This window comes from Frondihabitans cladoniiphilus (assembly GCF_039544345.1).
Classification (GTDB): Bacteria; Actinomycetota; Actinomycetes; order Actinomycetales; family Microbacteriaceae; genus Frondihabitans; species Frondihabitans cladoniiphilus.
On the sequence record NZ_BAABLM010000012.1, the window covers coordinates 56966 to 75613 of the forward strand.

The following is an 18648-nucleotide window of genomic DNA, read 5'->3' on the forward strand; positions in this document are numbered from 1 at the left end:
AGTGAGCAAAGTCGATCACCAACAGATGGAGCCGTTCTTGTCGGAATCACAGCCGGACGCGATGCACACCGACCTGCTCTTCGCAGGCACCGTGTTCTGCGACGTCGTCTTCTCGGGTGTCCCGGTTCCGTCCGCCGGTACAGAGGTCTTCGCCGACGCCTTCTCCGTCACGCCCGGCGGTGTCGCCAACCGTGCGGTCGCCGCGGCCCGGCTCGGCTCGAAGACGGTGCTGCTGTCGCAATTGGGCGACGACGTCCTCGGTACGCACATCCGTTCGCTGCTCCAGGACGAACCGAATCTCGACGTCAGCCACGTGGACGTCGTCCCGGGCCACCAGAGCCCCGTGACCGTCTCGTTGACCGGAGCTCACGATCGCAGCTTCATTACGTACGAGGAGAGCATTCCAGGCCGCGAGTTCCCTGCCGACCTGGGGTCCGTGGGCGCGACCCACGTCGGGATCGCCGGCGACATCCCCTCCTGGGTGGCCGACCTCCGATCGCACGGCACCGTGATCGTGGGCGGCGTCGGATGGGACTCGACCGGCGAGTGGTCACCTCGGGTCCTCCACCGCCTCGCCGGAGTCGATGTCTTCGTTCCCAACGACGTCGAGGCCATGAAGTACACCCGCACCCACGACGCCGTTTCGGCCGCCCGTGCGCTGGGCGACTACGTCGAGCTCGCCGTCGTCACCCGCGGCCCCGACGGCGTCGTCGCCTACGACAGCGGTACGGGTGAGCTGACCGAGGTGCCCGCCGTCCGCGTGGACGCCGTCGATCCCACCGGTGCCGGGGACGTGTTCGTCGCCTCGTTCATGGCGGCCCTCGACCACGACTGGCCGCTCGAGCAGAAACTGCGCTTCGCCGGACTCTGCGCGTCGTTGTCGGTGATGAGCCTGGGGGGCGCTGCCAGCGCCCCCCGGCCTGCAGCCTTGGCGAGCTTCCTGGCCGAGGAACAGCCGGTCGGTGACTGGACCTGCATCGAGGAGTGGGCCTCCGCCGATTCCCGTGTCGATATCAAGGAGAAGTAATGCACAGCAAGATGAGGAAAGTGCCCCTGCTCGTCGGCATCGCCGCATGCCTCACGATCGGGCTCGCTGCATGCGCGCCGGGCGGGTCCACCGCGACGTCGACCGCCTCGCTCGGGTCCGTCTCCAAGACGGTGACGAAGGACAAGATCACGCTCACGGAGTGGGATCAGAACACCGACGGCGGCAGCGACACCGCTCAGAAGGAACTCAACGCGGCGTTCGAGAAGAAGTACCCCAACATCACGATCAAGCGCGTCTCGCAATCGTTCTCGGATCTCAAGACCACCCTGAAGCTGGCTCTGTCGGGGAACACTCCCCCGGACGTGGTCCAGGCGAACCAGGGATACCCCGACATGGGCGCCTTCGTGAAGGGCGGGCTCCTTCGCCCGATGGACGACTACGCGAAGCTCTACGACTGGACCTCGTACTACCCGTCCAGCTTGTTGAAGCTCAACACGTTCTCCTCCGATGGCAAGACCTGGCAGACCGGGAACCTCTACGGCGTCTCGCAGACCGGCGAGCTCGTCGGCGTGTACTACAACAAGGCGATCCTCGACCAGCTCGGGGTCAGCGCGCCCAAGACCATCGACGACCTGACCGTCGACATGGCCAAGGCCAAGGCCGCCGGCATCCTGCCGCTCAACTACGGCAACCTCGAGAAGAGTCCGGGCATCCACCTGTACGGCGTCGTCCAGGCGGCCGTCGCCGGAGCCACGGCGGTGGACGATCTGGTCACGGCCAAGAGCGGGAGTTGGACCGACAAGGACAACGTCACCGCAGCCGCCACGATCCAGGGCTGGGTCGACAAGGGCTACATCAACGCCGGCTCGAGCGGCATCTCCCGCGACGCGTCCCTCGCCAGCTTCGGAAAGGGCGGATCGGCCTTCTACGTCGACGGCACCTGGCAGCAGCAGACCCTCGAGAGCGACATGGGCAAGACTGCGGTCGGATTCACCACCCTCACCCCCGTCGGCGCCAGCGCGCCGGTGACGGAGGGAGGCGAAGGCCTCGCCTGGGCCATCACGTCGAAGTCCAAGCACGCCGACGCGGCGGCCGCCTACATCGACTTCATCACCAATGCCAAAGCGGCGCAGACGCTTCTCGACACCGGCAACCTCCCCGCGGTCCTCCCGACCGGGTACTCGCCGACGTCGGGGACGCTGGCGGCGGACATCGCCGACCAGTACACCGAGATCAGCAAGGCCAGCACGGTCGTGCCCTATCTCGACTACACGACGAGCACGTTCTACGACACCCTCACCTCGGGCATGCAGAACCTCGTCGGAGGTCAGGCCACTCCCGAGCAGTTCACCCAGAGCCTCCAGACGGACTACGAGGCCTTCACGAAGGATCGCGGCTAATCGTGAGCACTCGCACCAACGCTGCACCCCCGGCGGGCACGGTCGACGCCCGCGCCCGCCGGAGCCGACAAGGCATCGCCGCACGACCCGCGGGCACGGCCTCACGCCGTGCCCGCCGGGGCCGCCGCGATCTCAAGGGCTACCTCTACGTCCTCCCCGCGTTCGCGCTCTTCGCCGTCTTCCTCGGCGTGCCCACGCTGCAAACGCTGCAGTACTCGTTCTACGACTGGGACGGCATCAGTCAAGCGACCTCCGCCGGTCTCTCCAACTACGTCGGCGTCGTGACCGACACCGCACTCAGCAGCGCCTTCGTGCACGCAGCAGTGCTCATGATCTTCTACTCCGCGATACCCGTCGTCCTGGCTCTGGCACTCACTCTCATCGTGTCCCGAGCTCACGCCCTCCGCGGGATGTCGTTCTTCCGAACAGTGCTGTTCCTGCCGCAGGTCATCGCCTCGGTCGTCGTCGCAAGCATCTGGGTGTCCATCTACTCCCAGAACGGCCTCTTCAACGAGATCCTCCGGGCCGTCGGCCTCGGTGATCTGGCCAAGGTCTGGCTCGGCGACTACGGAACGGCTCTGATCGCGATCGGCTTCGTCGGGACCTGGCTGAACATCGGCCTCTGCCTCGTCCTCTTCGTGAGCGGCGTCGGCAACATCCAGCCCGAACTGTTCGAAGCGGCTCGCCTCGACGGTGCAGGACCCGTCCGGGAGTTCTTCGGCATCACGCTGCCGGCCCTTCGAGGGCAGATCGCCGTGGCTCTCACCCTTACCGTCGTCTCCGCTCTCAAGACGTTCGACCTCGTCTACATCACGACACGCGGCGGCCCCGGCGACAGCACGACCGTGCCCGCCTTCGAGGCGTACAACCGGGCCTTCAACCAGGGTCAGGTGGGATCCGCCGCCGCCGTGGCCGTCGTCCTCACCATCGTCATCATCATCGTCACCGCGTTGATCAATCTCTTGCAGCCGAAGGACGTCGAATGAAGATCGGTATCGGCGAGAAATTCGTCAACTACGTCATCCTCTCGATCTTCGCTTTGTTCGCGATCATCCCCCTCATCGGCGTCCTCTTCTCGTCCGTGCTCCCGCCCGCCAAGAACGACGGCGGCTTCCATGTCCCGACGACCTTCGCCTTCGGCAACTACGCGGCGGCCTGGACACAGGGCCGGTTCGGTACCTACATGTTCTCGAGCATCCTCGTGACGGTCTCGGTCGTCGTCCTGACGGTGCTACTCAGCGTCCTCGCCGGCTTCGCCTTCGCCCGACTGGACTTCCCCGGGTCGAACATCATCTTCTTCGTCCTCCTCGCCGGGCTCATGCTCCCCGCGGAGGCGTTCATCATCCCCCTGTACTTCAACCTCCGAGGCGCCGGCCTGACGAACACCTACGCGTCGCTGATCCTGCCCCAGACCGCTCAGTCGCTGGCATTCGGGGTCTTCTGGATGCGCAACCAGTTCCGCACTTTCCCCAGCGACGTCATCGAGGCAGCCCGTCTCGACGGCGCGAGCGACCTGCGGCTCCTCTGGCAGATCATCGTCCCGCCGACCACGCCGTCGATCATGACCATGTGCGTCCTCGTCTCCATGTGGACCTGGAACGAGTTCCTGACTCCGCTCATCATGATCACCGACGACAGCAAGCGGACGGCGCCGCTCGGCCTCGCGTTCTTCCAGGGCGCGCACCTGACGAGCTACTCCCTGCTCTCCGCGGCCGGGGTGATCGTCGCCCTGCCGATCGTGATCCTCTACTTCCTGCTGCAGAAGCGCTTCATCAACGGAATGGTCGGGGGGATCTCGAGCCGCTGAGACGGGATCGTACGAGGGCCGCACAACGCGAGCGATCCGCAGCCGGTCTGCCGTCCCGCGCCGGCCCTGGGCCGAGCTGGCAATGATTCGCTCGCCATTTGCGCGCCGGCGGGTGAGATCGGCCGCCGACGTCACTCACGGGCGGCGGGCAGTGCCGGCCAGGTACTCCTCGTCGGAGACGGGCTCGAGCCAGGTGGTGGCGGTGGCCGGGTCGTCGGGGATGTCCATCATGACGAGGTGCTCCATGAAGGCGCCCGGGCTCGCGCCGTGCCAGTGCTCTTCTCCGGGCGCGGTGTAGACGGTCTGGCCGGGGTGGACCTCGAGGACCTCGCCGCCCCGCGCCTGGATCCAGGCCACGCCCTCGGTGACGTGAATCGTCTGACCGAGGCCGTGCGAGTGCCAGTTGCTGCGGGCGCCGGGCGAGAACTGCACCCGGGCGGTGCTCGCGCGCTGACCGTCGTCCTGCGGGACGCCGATCATGTCGACCCAGACGTCGCCGGTGAACTGCGTGGCGGGGTTCTTGACGGTGGGCTTCGTCGGCTGGAGTTTCATGAGTCGTTCTCTTTCGTGAGGTCCGATGTGGAATGCGCGGCGGACGTGGGATGCGCGGCAGAAGTGGAATGCGCGGCGGAAGTGGGAGGAGCCGCGGTCCAGGAGGCCAGGAGGCTGAGTGCCTCCGCCGTCGGGGTACCGGGCTCGGCGGCGTAGACGAGCAGGTGGAGGCCGGGGTCGGCCACGAGTTCGGTGCCCTCGAAGACCAGGTCGAGAGGGCCGACGAGCGAGTGGACGAAGTGCTTCGTGCCCGTGGCGTGGCGGCGCACGTCGTGGGCACCCCACCGCGTGCGGAACTCGTCGCTGCGGGTGGACAGCTCGCCGACGAGATCCTGCAGGTCCTTGTCGAACGGGTCGCGACCCGCCTCCGTGCGCAGGATCGCGACCGTCTGGTCGGCGGCGACACCCCAGTCGGGATAGAAGCGGTCGGCTCGCTCGCGGTCGAGGAAGCAGAAGCGGGCGAGGTTCATCGGTTTGCCCGGCAGCGTCGCTTCCGGGCTCTCGTACAAGTCGGAGTAGACGGCCTTGCCGAGGGCGTTGGAGGCGAGGATGTCGAGACGTCCGTTGCGGACGAACGCCGGGCCGCCCGTGATCGCATCGAGCACGAACTGGAAGTTCGGACGGACGTTCCGCGCCGCGCTCGCCCGCCGCTTCGACGAGATCGGAGAGGCGTTCGCCGCCCGCGCCAGATCGAACAGGTGCTCCCGCTCGTCGTCGTCGAGGAGGAGCGCCTGGGCGATGGCATGCAGCACGCCGTCCGAGGCGCCCGCCAGACTGCCGCGCTCGAGCCGGGAGTAGTACTCGACGCTGACACCGGCGAGCAGGGCCACCTCCGTCCGACGGAGGCCCGGCACGCGACGGTTCGGACCGCTCGGCAGCTCGACCTGCTCAGGGCTCACACGAGCCCGGCGCGTCGTCAGGAACTCACGCACCTCGTCGGAATTGTCCATGTCCCGAGCGTAGGAGCGTCGGGACGAGAGAGGGATGCCCTGCCAGGACACCTCTCGCCAGGGCATCCCCCGCTGCTCGTTTCTGCTGTTCTCTCGACACCATGACGACGACAGCGACGCGGGATGCACCGGCCACCGCCCGACGGACCCTCCTGATCGCCTCCCTCGGTTTCTTCCTCATCACCCTCGACATCTTGATCGTGAACGTGGCGCTGACCCGGATCGGCCGGAAGTTCGACAGCAGCACGTCCGGGCTGCAGTGGGTGATCGACGGCTACACGCTGCTGTTCGCCGCCCTTCTTCTCTTCGCCGGCAACCTCTCCGATCGGATCGGCGCGAAGAAGGCCTTCGGCTGGGGGATCCTCGGCTTCGTACTCGCTTCGGTGGGCTGCGCCGTCGCACCGTCCCTCAGCGCCTTGATCGCAGCGCGGCTGGTGCAGGGCGCAGGAGCGGCCGTCATGCTGCCCGCGTCGATGGCGCTGATCCGCGAGGCGTTCCCTGAACCCCGCGAGCGTGCACGCGCCCTAGGCGTCTGGGCAGTCGGCGGCGCCGTCGCGGGAGCCGTCGGCCCGGTCCTCGGAGGCGCGCTCACCACTCTGGATTGGCGCCTCGTGTTCGCCATCAACCTGCCGGTCGGGGTCGTGATGCTGATGCTCCTCGCCTCCGTCGCGCCCTCGCCCGTGCATCCCACGCCCTTCGACTGGGCCGGCCAGGTCGCCGCCGTCGTCACGCTCGTGGGCCTGGTGTTCGGACTCATCGAGGGAGGCTCGCTCGGCTTCGGCTCCCCCGCGGTGATCGGGTCGTTCGTCGTCGGCGCCGCGGCACTCGCGACGTTCCTCCTGGTCCAGGCACGGGTGAGTCATCCGATGATGCCGCTGCCCCTGTTCCGCTCGAGCGGCATGCGGATCTCGCTCGCCGTGGGATTCGCGTTCATGGTCGGCAACTTCGGCACCGTCTTCGTGCTCAGCCTCTTCCTCCAGCAGCACCTCGGGCTGTCGCCGCTGCTGGCGGGGCTCGTGTTCCTGCCCTCGGCCGCGTGCAGCGTCGTCGGCAATGTTGTCAGCGGCACTCTCGCGAACCGGTTCGGCGCCCGGGTACCGGTCGTGTTCGGTCTCCTCGCGATGGTGTCAGGACTGATCTGGCAGATCGTCACGGCACCCCTCGGCGACCCCTGGCTCGTCATCGTCGGATCGGTGCTGACAGGCGCCGGCGGCTCCGTGGCCATGCCCCCGGTGAGTTCGGTCGTGCTCGCCAGCGTCCCCGCCGACCGCGCCGGCACCGCCAGCGCCGTCTTCAACACCTTTCGGCAGGTCGGCGGGGCCGTCGCGATCGCCGTCTTCGGCGTCCTCGTCGCCGACCGCGCCCACTTCGTCATCGGCCTCCAGATCAGCTTCGCCCTCGCCGGAACCGTAATCCTGGCAGCGGCCGTTGCGAGCGTCTTCCTGCGGACGTCGCTCTCAGAGGAGACCGGCGGCCTGCCCGCGTGAGGGGTTCTCTCCGAACGACTCGGAGACGGACCAGATGCGACCGCAGGACGAGCACCGTGCCTCCCGGGCGTCGCTCGTGTTCGCCGCGACGAGCGTGCCGAGACGCTCGGGGCTCACCGCGAGACCACCACAGTCGGGGTCGACGCACATCAGGAGAACCATGTCGCCAGCATGCGCCGACCGCGCGGCATCTGTTGTGACGATCTCGTGAATTCTGCTCGCCCCCGCATGTACTACCCATCTCTGGGTCGTGCCTTCACAAGGCCCCGGAAAGCCTCGGTGCCGACGCTCTACAGCTGTCGGCGTGCCTCGTCGAGTGTCTCCAGGATCGAGACGGTCTCGTCGAGCGTATGCAGCGGAGACTCCGTTCGGCCCTCGCCGACGAACGTCGCCAGTGCGGTCGCCTCCCACGACAGCGCCGCGAATCCCCGCAGGTCGGTGGGGTCGTCCCAGTGGAGGGTCGGCGCGGCCGGGTCGTTTCCCGTGAGCTCGAGCGTCGTCGGGTTGTAGAACGTCGGCGCGAGGTACAGATGGGCCTCCGAGCCGGCGACGACCGCCGAGTTCGGCGTGCGAGTGATCATCGAGTTAGTCAGGGTCGACTGCGCACCGCCGGCATGGCTCAGGATCAGCGACGAGTACGAGTCGACACCGCTCTCGGCGACGGCCCCCACTGCGGTCACCCGGGTCGGGGCCCCGAGGATCATCGAGTCGAACTGCACCGGGTAGATGCCGAGGTCGAGCAGGGCGCCGCCACCGAGGTCGGCCCGGGAAAGCCGATGGTCGGGGCCGGGGTTGATCGCCTGACCGTGGCTCGCGAGGACTTCTCGGATCTCGCCGAGACCACCGTCGGCGACGAGCGCGCGGACGACCGACGACTGCGGCAGGTAGCGGCTCCACATCGCCTCCATCAGCAACACACCCGCGGACCGCGCGGCGTCGGCGAGCTGCTGGCCCTCCACCGCATCGGAGGCCAGGGGCTTTTCGATGATCACGTGCTTGCCCGCAGCGACCGCAGCGAGGCCCTCGGCGAGGTGGGCCCCGGGTGGCGAGGCAATGTAGACGACGTCGATGTCCGGACGTGCCAGCATCGCCTCGGCCGATCCGAAGGCGTTCTCGATGCCGTAGGTCGACGCGAAGGCGTCTGCGCGTTTTTCCGATCGGGAAGCGACGCCGACGAACCGCTGAGCCGTGTGCGCGTGGACGGCGGTCACGAATTCGCCGGCGATCCACCCCGGACCGATCAACCCCCAGCGCAGGGCAGGCTCGCCGGCACCCGCGTGGAAGATCGAGGCTTCGGGAAGCGATGTGGTCGTCATGGGAGGTCTCCTCGGAAGGTCTTTGCTTCTGAAGTTAGCACGAGCTAAGCTCACCACGCTTCACTGCTTAGCACGAGCTAAACACGAACCGAGGCCGTCCCGGCCTCGACCACCGACTCAAGGAGGCGTCGTTGTCCACCGAAATCCCCGGGCTCCACCCGTTGACCACCCCTATCGCGACCAGGCGCGTTTCGAACATGTATCTGGCCGGCCTCGGCATCGCCCAGTTCGGCATCTTCATCGCCATCCTGTCGCCGATCTTCGTCAGCATGCAGCTCAAGGCCCAGCAGCTGAACCCCGACGACCCGGCCTCGATCATCGGCACTGTCCTCCCGATCGGGGCCTTGGGTGCGCTGCTCTCGAACCCGCTCTTCGGCGCCCTCAGCGACCGGACCCGCACCCGCTGGGGCCGCCGCCGCCCGTGGCTCCTCGGCGGGATCGTCGGCCTCGCCATCGGGCTGGGCCTGGTCGCGGGATCGACGAACGTCGTCGAGATCACCCTGGCCTGGCTGCTCTGCCAGATCGCCTCGAACGCCGCCTCGGCTGCTCTCATCGCGAGCTTCGCCGACAACGTGCCGATCGAACAGCGCGGCCGCGCCTCGAGCGTCGTCGCCATCGCCCAGAACGTCTCGATCCTCGCCGGCATCTACCTTGCCGTCTACCTGGTCGGCAACCTCCCGCTGCTGTTCCTCGCCCCCGGGGTCCTCGGCGTCCTCTGCGTGATCGTCTACGTCTTCGTCGCGAAGGACGTCCTGCCGACCAACCCGGTCAAGCCCTTCACGTTCCTCAACATCGTCTCGTCGTTCTGGACGAACCCGGTCAAGAACCCCGACTTCGCGTTCGCCTGGTGGTCGCGATTCCTCATCACCTTCGGGTCGTTCATGTTCACCACGTACCGCCTCCTCTACATGGAAGACAGGCTCGGGCTCTCGAGCGCCAAAGCCGTCGGGGCCGTCGCCCTCGGGGTGTTGCTCTACACGATCGCGCTCCTGATCAGCTCCCTCATCTCGGGTTACGTCTCCGACCGGCTCCGCCGTCGCAAGATCTTCGTCGGCGGCTCGACCCTCCTCTTCGCGATCGGGCTGATCATCCTGGCCCATTCCGGCACGCTCGGCGTGTTCTACACGGCCGAGATCGTCATGGGCTTCGCCTACGGCATCTACACCGCCGTCGACACCGCCCTCGTCGTCGACGTCCTGCCCAACGCCGACCGCCCCGGCAAAGACCTCGGCGTCATCAACATCGCCAATGCGCTGCCCCAGTCGCTCGCCCCGGCCGTCGGGCTCGTCCTGCTCAAGATCGGGTCGTCGGCCGGCGAGAACTACACGGCGATGATCTGGGGAGCGGGCATCGCGACGATCCTCGGAGCCCTCGTCGTCATCCCGATCAAACGCGTCCGCTGACCCCGCCAGTCCCCCACCCAGAAAGCACCCCCATGCCTATTCTCGACGCCCCCGACATCCTGTCCGCGCTCTCCGAACAAGACAACAGGCTCCGCTTCGCGCGATTCGAGCACGACGACGCCCTCGCCGTCGGCACGCGCATCATCGAGCTCGCGCGTTCCCGCGAGCAGACCATCTCCACGTCCGTCTGGCTCGGCGAGCAACTCGTGTTCCAGGCGGCTCTCGCAGGGACCTCGGCCGACAACGACAGTTGGATGAACCGCAAGGTCGCCACCGTCCGGCACTTCGACACGGCCTCCCTGTCGATCATGAAGCGCCTCGAGGCCTACGGCGTCACCGATCCTGCGACGCACCGAGGCGTCGATCGGTTCGCCTACGCCTTCAACGGCGGGGCCGTCCCGATCCGGATCGGCGCGACCCAGGTCGGTGTCGTGGTCGCATCGGGCGTCGACGACTATGTCGAGCACGATCTCGTCGTCGAGGCGCTGGACGAGCACCTCGCCTCCGCGAGAGGGGCTGCCGAACTCTAGACGGAGCGCGCCGGCCCGGTCGATCCTCGCACGACGAGGGTCGCCGTGGTCGGCGTCTCACGGGGCGGGAGCGCGGGATCCGCTAGCCGTCGCAACAGCGAGCCCAACGTCGCGTCGACCGTGTGCTCGACGTCCTGCCGAACCGTCGTCAACGCGTTGTATGAGAACGCCGCTACGTCGCTGTCGTCGTATCCGGTCACCGAGACGTCGCCCGGCACAGCGACGCCGTTCTGAGTGAAGACCGCCTTCAGGCCCGCCCCGCACTGGTCACTCGATCCGACGACCGCGGTGGGCAGGGCATCCCGCCCGAGCAGGATCCACGCCGCCGTAGCGCCGTCCTCCTCGCCGAACCCGACACCGAGAACGTCGACGTGGGATGCAAGACCCGCGGCCTTCATGGCCCGCCTGTACGTGTCGGCGCGGTCCGTGCCCACCCTTCCGTCGGCCCCGCCGGCGTAAGCGATCTCGCGATGGCCGAGCGCGACGAGGTGCTCCACGACCAGGCGGAGACCTTCGTCGTCGTCAGTGCGGACCACGTCGGCGCGGGCGTCGTCCGATCGCTCGCCGAGCCAGGCCACCGGCAGCATGTCGAGGGCTCGCGAGAGGGCTTCCGAGTCCGGGTCCGGGTTGAACGCGGCGATCGCCTCGACCCGTTGCTCGAGGAGTTCCGAGATGACCACTTCGGTCGTGCGCTTCTCGCTCATCGGCGCGACCACGACGTGGAACCCGACATCGGCGGCCCGTTCCAGCAGCCGCTCGACGACCCGCGACTCGAAGGGATTGGAGGAGATGATCATGACGCCGATCAGCCGCGTGCGCTTCTGCCGGAGCAGTCGAGCCGACGCGTTCGGACGGAAGTCGAGGGCGGCTGCGGCTTCGAGGATGAGCTTCTGCGATGCCTCGCTCGGCCCGGGAAGGCCGCGCATGACCATCGACACGAGTTGACGGGACACGCCGGCGCGGTCGGCCACGTCGCTCATCGTCGGCGGACGCGAATCGGCCCGGGGTTGCCGCTCTCCTGTCACCATCGGATTATGGCATTCCCTCTGCCGGCCGCTCCTCAGCGCAGGGCGGAGTCGTCGACGACCGTCAGGCTGCGACGAACGGCGTCGGACGTCGCGGCGAGCGAGACGCTGTCGTCGAGCGTGTGCTCGGGCGCTTCGGTGAGACCGGACGCGACGTGCGCGGCCACGGCGGCGGCCTCGTACGCGAGACCGCCCCGCCCGGCGATGCCGGAGGTGTCGGACCAGTCGAGGGTCTCGGATCCCGCGCCCCCTGCCGTCGTCGTGAGCGAGAAGCTCGCCGGAAAGACGAAGTGGTCGAGGAAGCGCACCGAACCGCCGGTGCCGCTGACCGTGGCGAGACCGGGGGCGGTCGCGCGGATGCTCGTCGAGGCGGTGGCGAGAGCACCGGAGACCGAGCGCAGCGCTGCGACCGACTCGAGGTCGACACCGTTGGCCAGGGTCGAGCCGACGGCCTGTACGGAGGCCGGATGGCCGATGGCGAACTGGGCGAACCAGAGGCTGTAGACGCCCATGTCGAGCAGGGCGCCACCGCCGAGAGCAGGGTCGACGAGGCGGCCGCCGGCGGAGAGGTCGGCTCGCCAGGCCACTTCGACGCTCGCCAGGGCGGGGTCGCCGAGCGCGCCCTCGCGGAGCAGCGCGTCGAGCTGGACGAAATGGGGCAGAAAGCGCGTCCACATCGCCTCCATCACGAAGACACGGGCCGCGCGGGCCGCATCGGCGATCCCCCGGGCCTCGGCCTCGGACGTGGCGAGGGGTTTCTCGACGAGCGCCGCCTTGCCTCCGGCGATCGCCGCCAGGGCTCCCTCGCGATGGGCCGTGTGGGGCGTGGCCACGTAGAGGATGTCGACGTCGTCGCGGGCGGCGAGCTGCTCGGCCGATTCGACGACGTGCTCGACTCCGTGGGCTGAGGCGAAGGCGGCGCCGCGCTCGGCGGAGCGGGAGGCGACGGCGACGATGCGCTGGTCGGTGTGGGCATGGACGGCATCGATGAAGTCGCCCGCGATCTCGCCGGTGCCGACGACGCCCCAGCGGAGGACGGGGCCGCCGCGAAGCGGGGCGACGGGCGCGCTAGGAAAGACGAACGGGCTCATGCGCGGGGCGTGTACGGCTCGAAGTCGAACTCGGTGAACGCCTGGACATCGGACACCCATCGGCTCTCGACGAAACGGCGGTGATCGGGGTGCGCGTCGTAAGCCGCATACGTCGCCCGGTCAGGGAAGTCCATCGAGAACTGCCACTGGAGCTCGCTCTGCGAGCCGACCTGCCGGGCGATGCGGAAGGCGTCGACACCGGGCACGCCGGGCAACACAGCCGCGGCGGTGCGGAGGAAGTCGGTCTCGGCGTCGCTGCCGGCCGGGTGGACGAGGGTGAAACACACGGTGTGCTGGATCATGGGGTCAGCTTAGCTCGTGCTAACCACTCGTTGGTAGGGTGCCCCCATGGACTACCGACAGCTTGCGACGGGGCAGCGCTCCGAGGTGTGGACTGCGCCCGCCGAGGGCGGCCCCGCGACTCTCCTCTTCACGACCGACACGATCCTCATCGAGGCGCCCAACTGGTCGGCCGACGGCGAGTCGCTCTACGTCAACGGCGCCGGGAAGCTCTGGCGGCTCGACGTCGCTTCACCGACGGCCCTTCACGAGGTCGAGTTCGTCGGCCTCCCGCCGATCAACAACGACCACGTCCTCACGCGCGACGGCCAGTGGGTGTTCCTCTCGGCGATGGACGGCCACATCTACAAAGGCGCGCTGACCGGCGGCCCCGTCACCCGCGTCTCCCCCGACGACGGCACGTGGCACTTCCTGCACGGCGTGACCTCCGACGCGTCCCGCCTCGCCTACGTGGAGCTCGGCGACATCGGCGATGCCGGTCGACTGATGGTCTCCCCCGGCGACGGGCTGCCCGGAGTCCTCGTCGACACCGGGCCCAAGCACATCGACGGGCCCGAGTGGAGCGCCGACGACGCCTGGATCTACTTCAACACCGAGGGCTTCACGAGTGCACCCGGGCACGCGCAGCTCGCGCGGATCGCCGACCCCGGCTCGAGCGGCGACGACGAGGACGAGGACGGCGATGGCGGCGGAGGCGTGGTGGAGCGGTTGGTCGCCTCCGACACCGTGGACTGGTTCCCGCACCCGTCGCCCGACGGCTCGCTGGCCACCTACCTGGCGTTCCCGGCCGGCACGCTGGGGCATCCCGCGGATCTCGCCGTCGAGGTGCGCCTCGTGCGCACCGCCGACTGGTCGACTCCCATCGCCACGTACCCGCTCTTCGGCGGGCAGGGCACGCTCAACGTCAACAGCTGGAGCCCGGACAGCCGCCGGTTCGCGTTCGTCGCGTATCCCGTGGCCGACTGACGAGCACGTCGACTCGAATCCGGGGGATGCTCGCGTCGCCGAGCGCTTCCGGGTCTCGATGGGCGCGCTCGGCCCGGCCGTCCGGATGTCGCTGAGAGTGAACCTGGCAGACAGCAGGGCGCCTCGGCCCCAGGCTGATCGGATGACACCTAAGACCGTGACCATAATCGTCCCCAAGCTCGGCACGACCACCGAGGAGGCGCGCGAGCTCGTCGACCACGCCGGAAGCGCCCTGGCCGGCGCCGTCGTGGAGCTCGACGCCGGAGAATCCTCGGTGCACTCGCGGACCTACGTCACCGGCCTGGTCGAAGCCCTTCTCGAGCACAGCGCCCTCCGGGTGCAGGTGATCCGAGCCCCGCAGGCCTTCGCCGAGCACTTCGAGCGGGCCGCCGACCCGCGCGGGCTCCTCTACGAATGGGTCGACAGCCAGCGCGACGCGGCGGTCGCTGCGCGCTGACCCGCTTGCCCAGCTCTCACGCGGGTACGGTGACGCGGGTACCGTGAGCAGCATGAGCAACCGAATCGGGCGCACCGCCCTCGTCCTCGTGGGAGTGATCATCCTGATCGTCGGCGCGGTCTTCGCCGGTCAAGGGCTGAATCTGATTCCGGGCAGCTCCATGACCGGCGATCGGACCTGGCTGTACGTCGGAGTCGTCATGGTCGTCGTCGGCGTCGTCCTGATCGTTCTCGGCATCCGCCGGAGGCCGGGCGGCCGCGCCTGACCTCGGGCTACGCCTCGCGGCCGGCCGGCCGGCATCTGCGTCTTGCGCGGGTCGGTCGACACATCAGGACGGATGTCGCGCTCGGGGCCTGTGAGTCCTCGAGCGCGCCGTCCGTCCTGAATCCGCGACGCGCGGATGTGGGCCGACAGCGCGGCCCGCGGATCTTGCGCAACGGAAGGGAATTCTTCATAATCGGAGCCAACCCAGCCGAGACCCCGCCGAGTGAAGACGAACGACGACGTTCCCACCTCGGAGAGGGCGGCACCCATGCGCGGCACGAACGACGACCGACCGGTCGATCGACAGGGCGAGCAGTCCGAAGTCGACGCGGCACTCCACGGCCTGGGACACGACACCGGCGACGACGTCGCCTGGTCGCGGGCACCGTCGGCCTCCGGTCAGCGTTCGCTCATCGGTCGGTCGGCGGGAGAGGCGGAGCGCTCCGCTCCCCCTGCGTGAGGACTCGCCTACCGGATCTCGTACGTGCCGTCGAGGCGAGCGCGACCGAGGAGATGCCCGACCATGGCGCCGACGGCGTCGTCGACCGTGAACCTCGGCGGCAGGTCGGGGCGGCGATCGAGGGCGAAGAGTTGGAACACGTACGAGTGCGGGCCGTGGGACGGAATCGGCGCGGGGCCGACGTATCCGAGTCGCCCGAGAGGCCCCCTGCCGTGCGACAGGCCCTCGAACGGGCTGGGCTCGACCAGAGCGCTCTCGGGGAGGTGCAGCCCGCCGGGGTCGATGCCACGCGTCACTGCGTGCGTGGCGGGGCGTCTCCCCGGCGAATCGGCGTCCTGCACGATCAGGAGAAGCTCGTCCGTTCCGGTCGGAGGGGCGGACCAGGCCAGTGCGGGTGACACGTTCGCGCCGAAGACGCGGCCCCGGTGCCGCGAGGGAATCGGACCGCCGTGGTCGAATCCCGGGCTCGTGAGCGTGAAGTTCTCCGCGACGCGCAGATCGGGGTCGGCCCAGACGAGGGAGTCCTGGCCGGCGCGGCGATGGCGGAGGGCGCGTCCGAGGGGGTTGGGCATGCCGGCGATTCCTGTTCTCATTCGGATGGTCACGCAAGTGATTAGGTACGCTAAAGGTATTTCGTTAGGTACGCTAAGGGATCGTGGACGACGAATCAAGCCTCGAGGGCAGCGGGGCCTCCTCCGCGAACGACCTCAGCAGCCGGGTGCGGTCGACGGTCGGCCGTCTCTCCCGGCGGTTCCGTGCCGAGCGCCCGGAGGGCGAACTGGGCGACAAGGCGCTCGAAGTGCTCACGTTCCTCGACAAGCGCGGGCCTCATTCGCTCACCGAGCTCAGCGAGGCGGCCCAGGTCGCGCCGGCGTCGATGAGCCAGAGCGTCAACCGCCTCACCTCCGCCGGTTACGCCGTCCGCACCCCAGACGACCGCGACGGCCGGAGGGTCCTCTTCACCACGACGCCAGCCGGCACGGATCTCGCCGTCGCCACGCAGGCTCGGCGCAACGCCTGGTTGAGCGCCCGGCTCGACGAACTCAGTGGCCCCGAGCAGGACGTCGTCGCCCGAGCCTGTGCCCTCCTCGACCGGATCGCCGAGTCGTAGCCGAGGCCGTCGAGGCCGTCGAGGCCGTCGAGGCCGCATGGTGGCAGAGCCGGCGCGAAGGCGGAGCCGGCAAAAGGCGAAGCCGACGAAACCGGCCCAAAGGAAATCTCCGTGGAAGAAGCGATGCTTCGAACACGGAGACCCGCGCGAAGCGCGAACGGAGTGTCACCACGGAATCACTTCGCCGTTCCACAGCGTGAAGGTCCCGGTGGGGCCGTCAGCGCCGAGCAACGCCACCCGGACCACCTCCCGCGAGCCGTCCTCGACGGATTCGGTGCCTTGGAAGTCGTTCAGCGCGGTGGCGGTGAAGGCCGGCGAGACGACGTTGACCTTGATCGGTGTGCCTTCCAATTCGATCGACATGGCCAGGGCCATCGCATTGAGGGCGGTCTTCGACGCCGGGTAGCCCGGGCCGAAGGTAGACCGGTACGGGTAGTTCGGGTCGCTCGTCTCCGTCAGCGATCCGAGGCCGCTGGAGACGTTGACGATTCGGGCGTCGGACGACTCGCGAAGGAGGGGGAGCATGGCCTGATAGACGGCCAGGGTCCCGAAGACGTTGACGTCCCAGATCGCGCGCACCCCCTCGATCGACGCGGTGCTCGCACGAGACATGGCGGCGTAGTCGTCCATCGTGAAGTCCGCCTGCGTATGCGAGATCCCGGCGTTGTTGACCAGGACGTCCAGACGACCGAACCGTTCGCGGATCCACGCGGCAGCCGTCGCGATGGACCGTGCGTCGGTGACGTCGAGTTGAAGTGCTGTCGCACCGCCGCCGATGTCGGCGGCAGCCTCCCGCCCGCGGGTGAGGTCACGGGAGCCGACGATGACGGTGAGGCCGTTCGCGACGAGTTCGCTGGCGACCTGCTTTCCGACTCCCTTGTTGGCGCCGGTGACGAGAGCGATGCGGTCGAGTGGCATGGGGTTCCGTTCCTGAGTCATGAGGATCACCACTCTCCGCCGGTCACGCCACGGCAGGAACACCCGGACGAGGCTGGTATCGGCAGGGACAGGCAATCCGGGGCGTCTCGCACCAGGAGCGCGGAGAATGGCGTCATGCAGGTAGCCGCGCGCCCCGAACTCGGAGAGTTCCTCCGCCAGCAGCGTGCCCTCCTGCAGCCGCCCTTCCTCGCCGCCGAAGGCAGAACGTCAGCGCGACGAGTTCCCGGATTACGCCGTCAGGAACTCGCCGAAGCGGCGGGGATCTCGGTCGAGTACTACACGCGCCTCGAGCAGGGACGCGCGCCACGGCCGTCGCGCGAGATCCTGAACGCTCTCCAGAGGGCCCTCGGGCTGTCGACGGCCGAACGCGACCTCCTCTTTCGTCTCGCGGGAGAACACCCACCGGAGCTCGAAGCGCCGGCGAGCGTCATTCGGCCGGGGCTCCAGCAGCTCCTCCACGGACTCGACGAGGTGATGCCCGTGACCGTCCACGACGGCCGACTCGACCTCCTGGCCGCCAACAAGGCGGCGAGCGAACTTCTCGGAACGCTCCTGGAACCCGGTCCTTTCGGCCGCAATGTCGCCCACCTCGCGTTCACCTCCCGACGGGTGACAGAAGTCGTCGGCGACGACGGCGCCGAGCAACTGGCTCGCGTCGCAGCGTCCGAACTGCGCGTGGCGATGAGTCGATACCCGGACGACGCGTATCTCCACGCCGTCTTCCGAGACCTCGCCGACCGAAGCGAGGTGTTCCGCGAGCACTGGGATCGGAGCGAGGTCGGCACGTGGCGATCCGCGATGAAGCTGCTGCACCACCCCGAGAAAGGGTGGCTCCGCTTCGAGAGCGAGATGCTCCACGACCCAGAGAACGACCACTGGATCATGCTCTACACACCTCACAGCGACGCGTGACCTCAGGGGCGTCGGCTCAGTGGCCGGACGTCGCCGAGAGGGTCGGGTTGATCATCCTCGCAATCGCCCGGAGCAGCGCCCGGAATTCGGCGCCGTTGGGTGTCAGGCGCAGACCGGCGTACAGGAACGCGTTCGCGTACTCCGCCATCGTCACGATCCTGCCGTCGTCGACGTCGAACCGAGTGACGTAGGTGTTGCGGTACGACCTGCCGTTCGAGGTGACGATCATGTCGCCCCGCCCGGAGAAGTACACCGCATCGCCGGTCTCCGAGAGGGTCCAGGTGTGGTCACGCCAGATCAGCGGTGTGAATTTGTCGAAGAGCGCCTGGGTGTAGGCCATGATCTCGTCGCGGCCGTCCACGTCCGCGACACAGAAGCCCTTTGCACGGTCGGCGACGAGGTCGGCTGCGCCCGCCTCCGTGGTGGTGCGGCTCGAGTGCATGAAGAGCTGGCGAGCATGGGGCGACAGGGTCGCCCGCACGGCCTCGAAGTCTTTCGCCTCGACACCTCGGATGAACTCCTGGGCCGTCTCGAGGGCGGTGCGGGTGGCAGATGCGGCGGTCATGTGTTCTCTCCTGATTCCCGTGGGCTGATCGAGAACCGAGTCTGACTCGAGCCGGAACAGGCCGGAAGACCGCGTCGAGACTGGTACCACGAGGGACAGGCGGCTACGGCCGTTGGAATGCGGGG

23 protein-coding genes are annotated in these 18648 nt (G+C 68.4%); 13 read left to right on the plus strand and 10 right to left on the minus strand.

The window, feature by feature from the left end; translation table 11 throughout:
• Positions 1 to 37 precede the first annotated feature (37 nt).
• From ABEA39_RS17920 to ABEA39_RS17935, 4 genes are read left to right on the plus strand one after another with little or no spacing between them, the layout of a single operon-like run.
• Complete coding sequence (locus tag ABEA39_RS17920) at positions 38 to 1027, plus strand: carbohydrate kinase family protein (RefSeq protein ID WP_345377339.1); 990 nt, start codon at positions 38 to 40, stop codon at positions 1025 to 1027.
• Positions 1027 to 2388: an extracellular solute-binding protein gene (locus ABEA39_RS17925; protein ID WP_345377340.1), complete on the plus strand. Its 1362-nt coding sequence runs from the start codon at positions 1027 to 1029 to the stop codon at positions 2386 to 2388. Before ABEA39_RS17920 ends, ABEA39_RS17925 begins: the two co-directional genes overlap by 1 nt.
• 2 nt (positions 2389 to 2390) lie before the next feature.
• Positions 2391 to 3374, plus strand: a complete 984-nt coding sequence (locus ABEA39_RS17930) for a carbohydrate ABC transporter permease (RefSeq protein WP_345377341.1) — start codon at positions 2391 to 2393, stop codon at positions 3372 to 3374.
• Complete coding sequence (locus tag ABEA39_RS17935; RefSeq protein WP_345377342.1) at positions 3371 to 4195, plus strand: carbohydrate ABC transporter permease; 825 nt, start codon at positions 3371 to 3373, stop codon at positions 4193 to 4195. The genes ABEA39_RS17930 and ABEA39_RS17935 overlap by 4 nt, the downstream gene beginning before the upstream one ends.
• Positions 4196 to 4330: 135 nt before the next feature.
• Here ABEA39_RS17935 and ABEA39_RS17940 read toward each other — a convergent pair whose 3' ends face one another.
• Both ABEA39_RS17940 and ABEA39_RS17945 read right to left on the minus strand, forming a co-directional pair.
• The gene (locus ABEA39_RS17940; protein WP_345377344.1) at positions 4331 to 4747 is read right to left on the minus strand and encodes a (R)-mandelonitrile lyase; all 417 of its coding nucleotides are present in this window, start codon (positions 4745 to 4747) and stop codon (positions 4331 to 4333) included.
• The gene (locus tag ABEA39_RS17945; RefSeq protein WP_345377345.1) at positions 4744 to 5697 is read right to left on the minus strand and encodes a helix-turn-helix domain-containing protein; all 954 of its coding nucleotides are present in this window, start codon (positions 5695 to 5697) and stop codon (positions 4744 to 4746) included. The genes ABEA39_RS17940 and ABEA39_RS17945 overlap by 4 nt, the downstream gene beginning before the upstream one ends.
• A gap of 101 nt (positions 5698 to 5798) precedes the next feature.
• Here ABEA39_RS17945 and ABEA39_RS17950 point away from each other — a divergent pair, with 101 nt between their 5' ends.
• Positions 5799 to 7184: a DHA2 family efflux MFS transporter permease subunit gene (locus ABEA39_RS17950; protein WP_345377346.1), complete on the plus strand. Its 1386-nt coding sequence runs from the start codon at positions 5799 to 5801 to the stop codon at positions 7182 to 7184.
• Here the strand turns inward: ABEA39_RS17950 and ABEA39_RS17955 are convergent.
• Positions 7155 to 7346: a hypothetical protein gene (locus tag ABEA39_RS17955; RefSeq protein WP_345377347.1), complete on the minus strand. Its 192-nt coding sequence runs from the start codon at positions 7344 to 7346 to the stop codon at positions 7155 to 7157. The two genes, ABEA39_RS17950 and ABEA39_RS17955, sit on opposite strands and share 30 nt — an antisense overlap.
• 128 nt (positions 7347 to 7474) lie before the next feature.
• On the minus strand, positions 7475 to 8500 hold the full coding sequence (locus tag ABEA39_RS17960; protein WP_345377348.1) for a Gfo/Idh/MocA family protein: 1026 nt from the start codon (positions 8498 to 8500) through the stop codon (positions 7475 to 7477).
• Between the two features lie 131 nt (positions 8501 to 8631).
• Here ABEA39_RS17960 and ABEA39_RS17965 point away from each other — a divergent pair, with 131 nt between their 5' ends.
• Positions 8632 to 9903: an MFS transporter gene (locus ABEA39_RS17965; RefSeq protein WP_345377349.1), complete on the plus strand. Its 1272-nt coding sequence runs from the start codon at positions 8632 to 8634 to the stop codon at positions 9901 to 9903.
• A gap of 32 nt (positions 9904 to 9935) precedes the next feature.
• Positions 9936 to 10433: a heme-degrading domain-containing protein gene (locus tag ABEA39_RS17970; RefSeq protein WP_345377350.1), complete on the plus strand. Its 498-nt coding sequence runs from the start codon at positions 9936 to 9938 to the stop codon at positions 10431 to 10433.
• On the opposite strand, the gene ABEA39_RS17975 is transcribed toward ABEA39_RS17970, so the two are convergent.
• The 3 genes from ABEA39_RS17975 to ABEA39_RS17985 form a co-directional block, all read right to left on the minus strand.
• On the minus strand, positions 10430 to 11413 hold the full coding sequence (locus ABEA39_RS17975) for a LacI family DNA-binding transcriptional regulator (RefSeq protein ID WP_345377351.1): 984 nt from the start codon (positions 11411 to 11413) through the stop codon (positions 10430 to 10432). The genes ABEA39_RS17970 and ABEA39_RS17975 overlap by 4 nt on opposite strands.
• An 80-nt stretch (positions 11414 to 11493) precedes the next feature.
• On the minus strand, positions 11494 to 12549 hold the full coding sequence (locus tag ABEA39_RS17980) for a Gfo/Idh/MocA family protein (protein ID WP_345377352.1): 1056 nt from the start codon (positions 12547 to 12549) through the stop codon (positions 11494 to 11496).
• Positions 12546 to 12851, minus strand: a complete 306-nt coding sequence (locus ABEA39_RS17985) for a Dabb family protein (RefSeq protein ID WP_345377353.1) — start codon at positions 12849 to 12851, stop codon at positions 12546 to 12548. The genes ABEA39_RS17980 and ABEA39_RS17985 overlap by 4 nt, the downstream gene beginning before the upstream one ends.
• A gap of 46 nt (positions 12852 to 12897) precedes the next feature.
• Here ABEA39_RS17985 and ABEA39_RS17990 point away from each other — a divergent pair, with 46 nt between their 5' ends.
• The 4 genes from ABEA39_RS17990 to ABEA39_RS18005 all read left to right on the plus strand — a co-directional run bounded on the left by ABEA39_RS17990 (position 12898) and on the right by ABEA39_RS18005 (position 14996).
• Complete coding sequence (locus tag ABEA39_RS17990) at positions 12898 to 13815, plus strand: TolB family protein (protein WP_345377354.1); 918 nt, start codon at positions 12898 to 12900, stop codon at positions 13813 to 13815.
• A gap of 157 nt (positions 13816 to 13972) precedes the next feature.
• A complete protein-coding gene (locus tag ABEA39_RS17995) occupies positions 13973 to 14272 on the plus strand; it encodes a hypothetical protein (RefSeq protein ID WP_345377355.1) in 300 nt (99 codons plus the stop codon).
• A gap of 52 nt (positions 14273 to 14324) precedes the next feature.
• Positions 14325 to 14537 carry a hypothetical protein gene (locus tag ABEA39_RS18000; RefSeq protein ID WP_345377356.1) on the plus strand — a complete coding sequence of 71 codons (213 nt, stop codon included), beginning with the start codon at positions 14325 to 14327 and terminating at the stop codon, positions 14535 to 14537.
• A gap of 222 nt (positions 14538 to 14759) precedes the next feature.
• A complete protein-coding gene (locus tag ABEA39_RS18005) occupies positions 14760 to 14996 on the plus strand; it encodes a hypothetical protein (protein ID WP_345377357.1) in 237 nt (78 codons plus the stop codon).
• An 8-nt stretch (positions 14997 to 15004) separates the two neighbouring features.
• Here the strand turns inward: ABEA39_RS18005 and ABEA39_RS18010 are convergent, their stop codons facing one another.
• A complete protein-coding gene (locus ABEA39_RS18010) occupies positions 15005 to 15568 on the minus strand; it encodes a YbhB/YbcL family Raf kinase inhibitor-like protein (protein WP_345377358.1) in 564 nt (187 codons plus the stop codon).
• A gap of 83 nt (positions 15569 to 15651) precedes the next feature.
• Here ABEA39_RS18010 and ABEA39_RS18015 point away from each other — a divergent pair, with 83 nt between their 5' ends.
• Positions 15652 to 16107, plus strand: coding sequence for a MarR family winged helix-turn-helix transcriptional regulator (locus ABEA39_RS18015; protein WP_345377359.1), 456 nt, complete (start codon positions 15652 to 15654; stop codon positions 16105 to 16107).
• A 165-nt stretch (positions 16108 to 16272) separates the two neighbouring features.
• On the opposite strand, the gene ABEA39_RS18020 is transcribed toward ABEA39_RS18015, so the two are convergent.
• On the minus strand, positions 16273 to 17025 hold the full coding sequence (locus ABEA39_RS18020; RefSeq protein ID WP_345377360.1) for an SDR family NAD(P)-dependent oxidoreductase: 753 nt from the start codon (positions 17023 to 17025) through the stop codon (positions 16273 to 16275).
• A 135-nt stretch (positions 17026 to 17160) separates the two neighbouring features.
• On the opposite strand from ABEA39_RS18020, the gene ABEA39_RS18025 reads away from it, so the two are divergent.
• On the plus strand, positions 17161 to 17958 hold the full coding sequence (locus ABEA39_RS18025) for a helix-turn-helix domain-containing protein (RefSeq protein ID WP_345377361.1): 798 nt from the start codon (positions 17161 to 17163) through the stop codon (positions 17956 to 17958).
• Between the two features lie 16 nt (positions 17959 to 17974).
• On the opposite strand, the gene ABEA39_RS18030 is transcribed toward ABEA39_RS18025, so the two are convergent.
• Positions 17975 to 18523, minus strand: a complete 549-nt coding sequence (locus ABEA39_RS18030; RefSeq protein ID WP_345377362.1) for a nuclear transport factor 2 family protein — start codon at positions 18521 to 18523, stop codon at positions 17975 to 17977.
• Positions 18524 to 18648 lie beyond the last annotated feature (125 nt).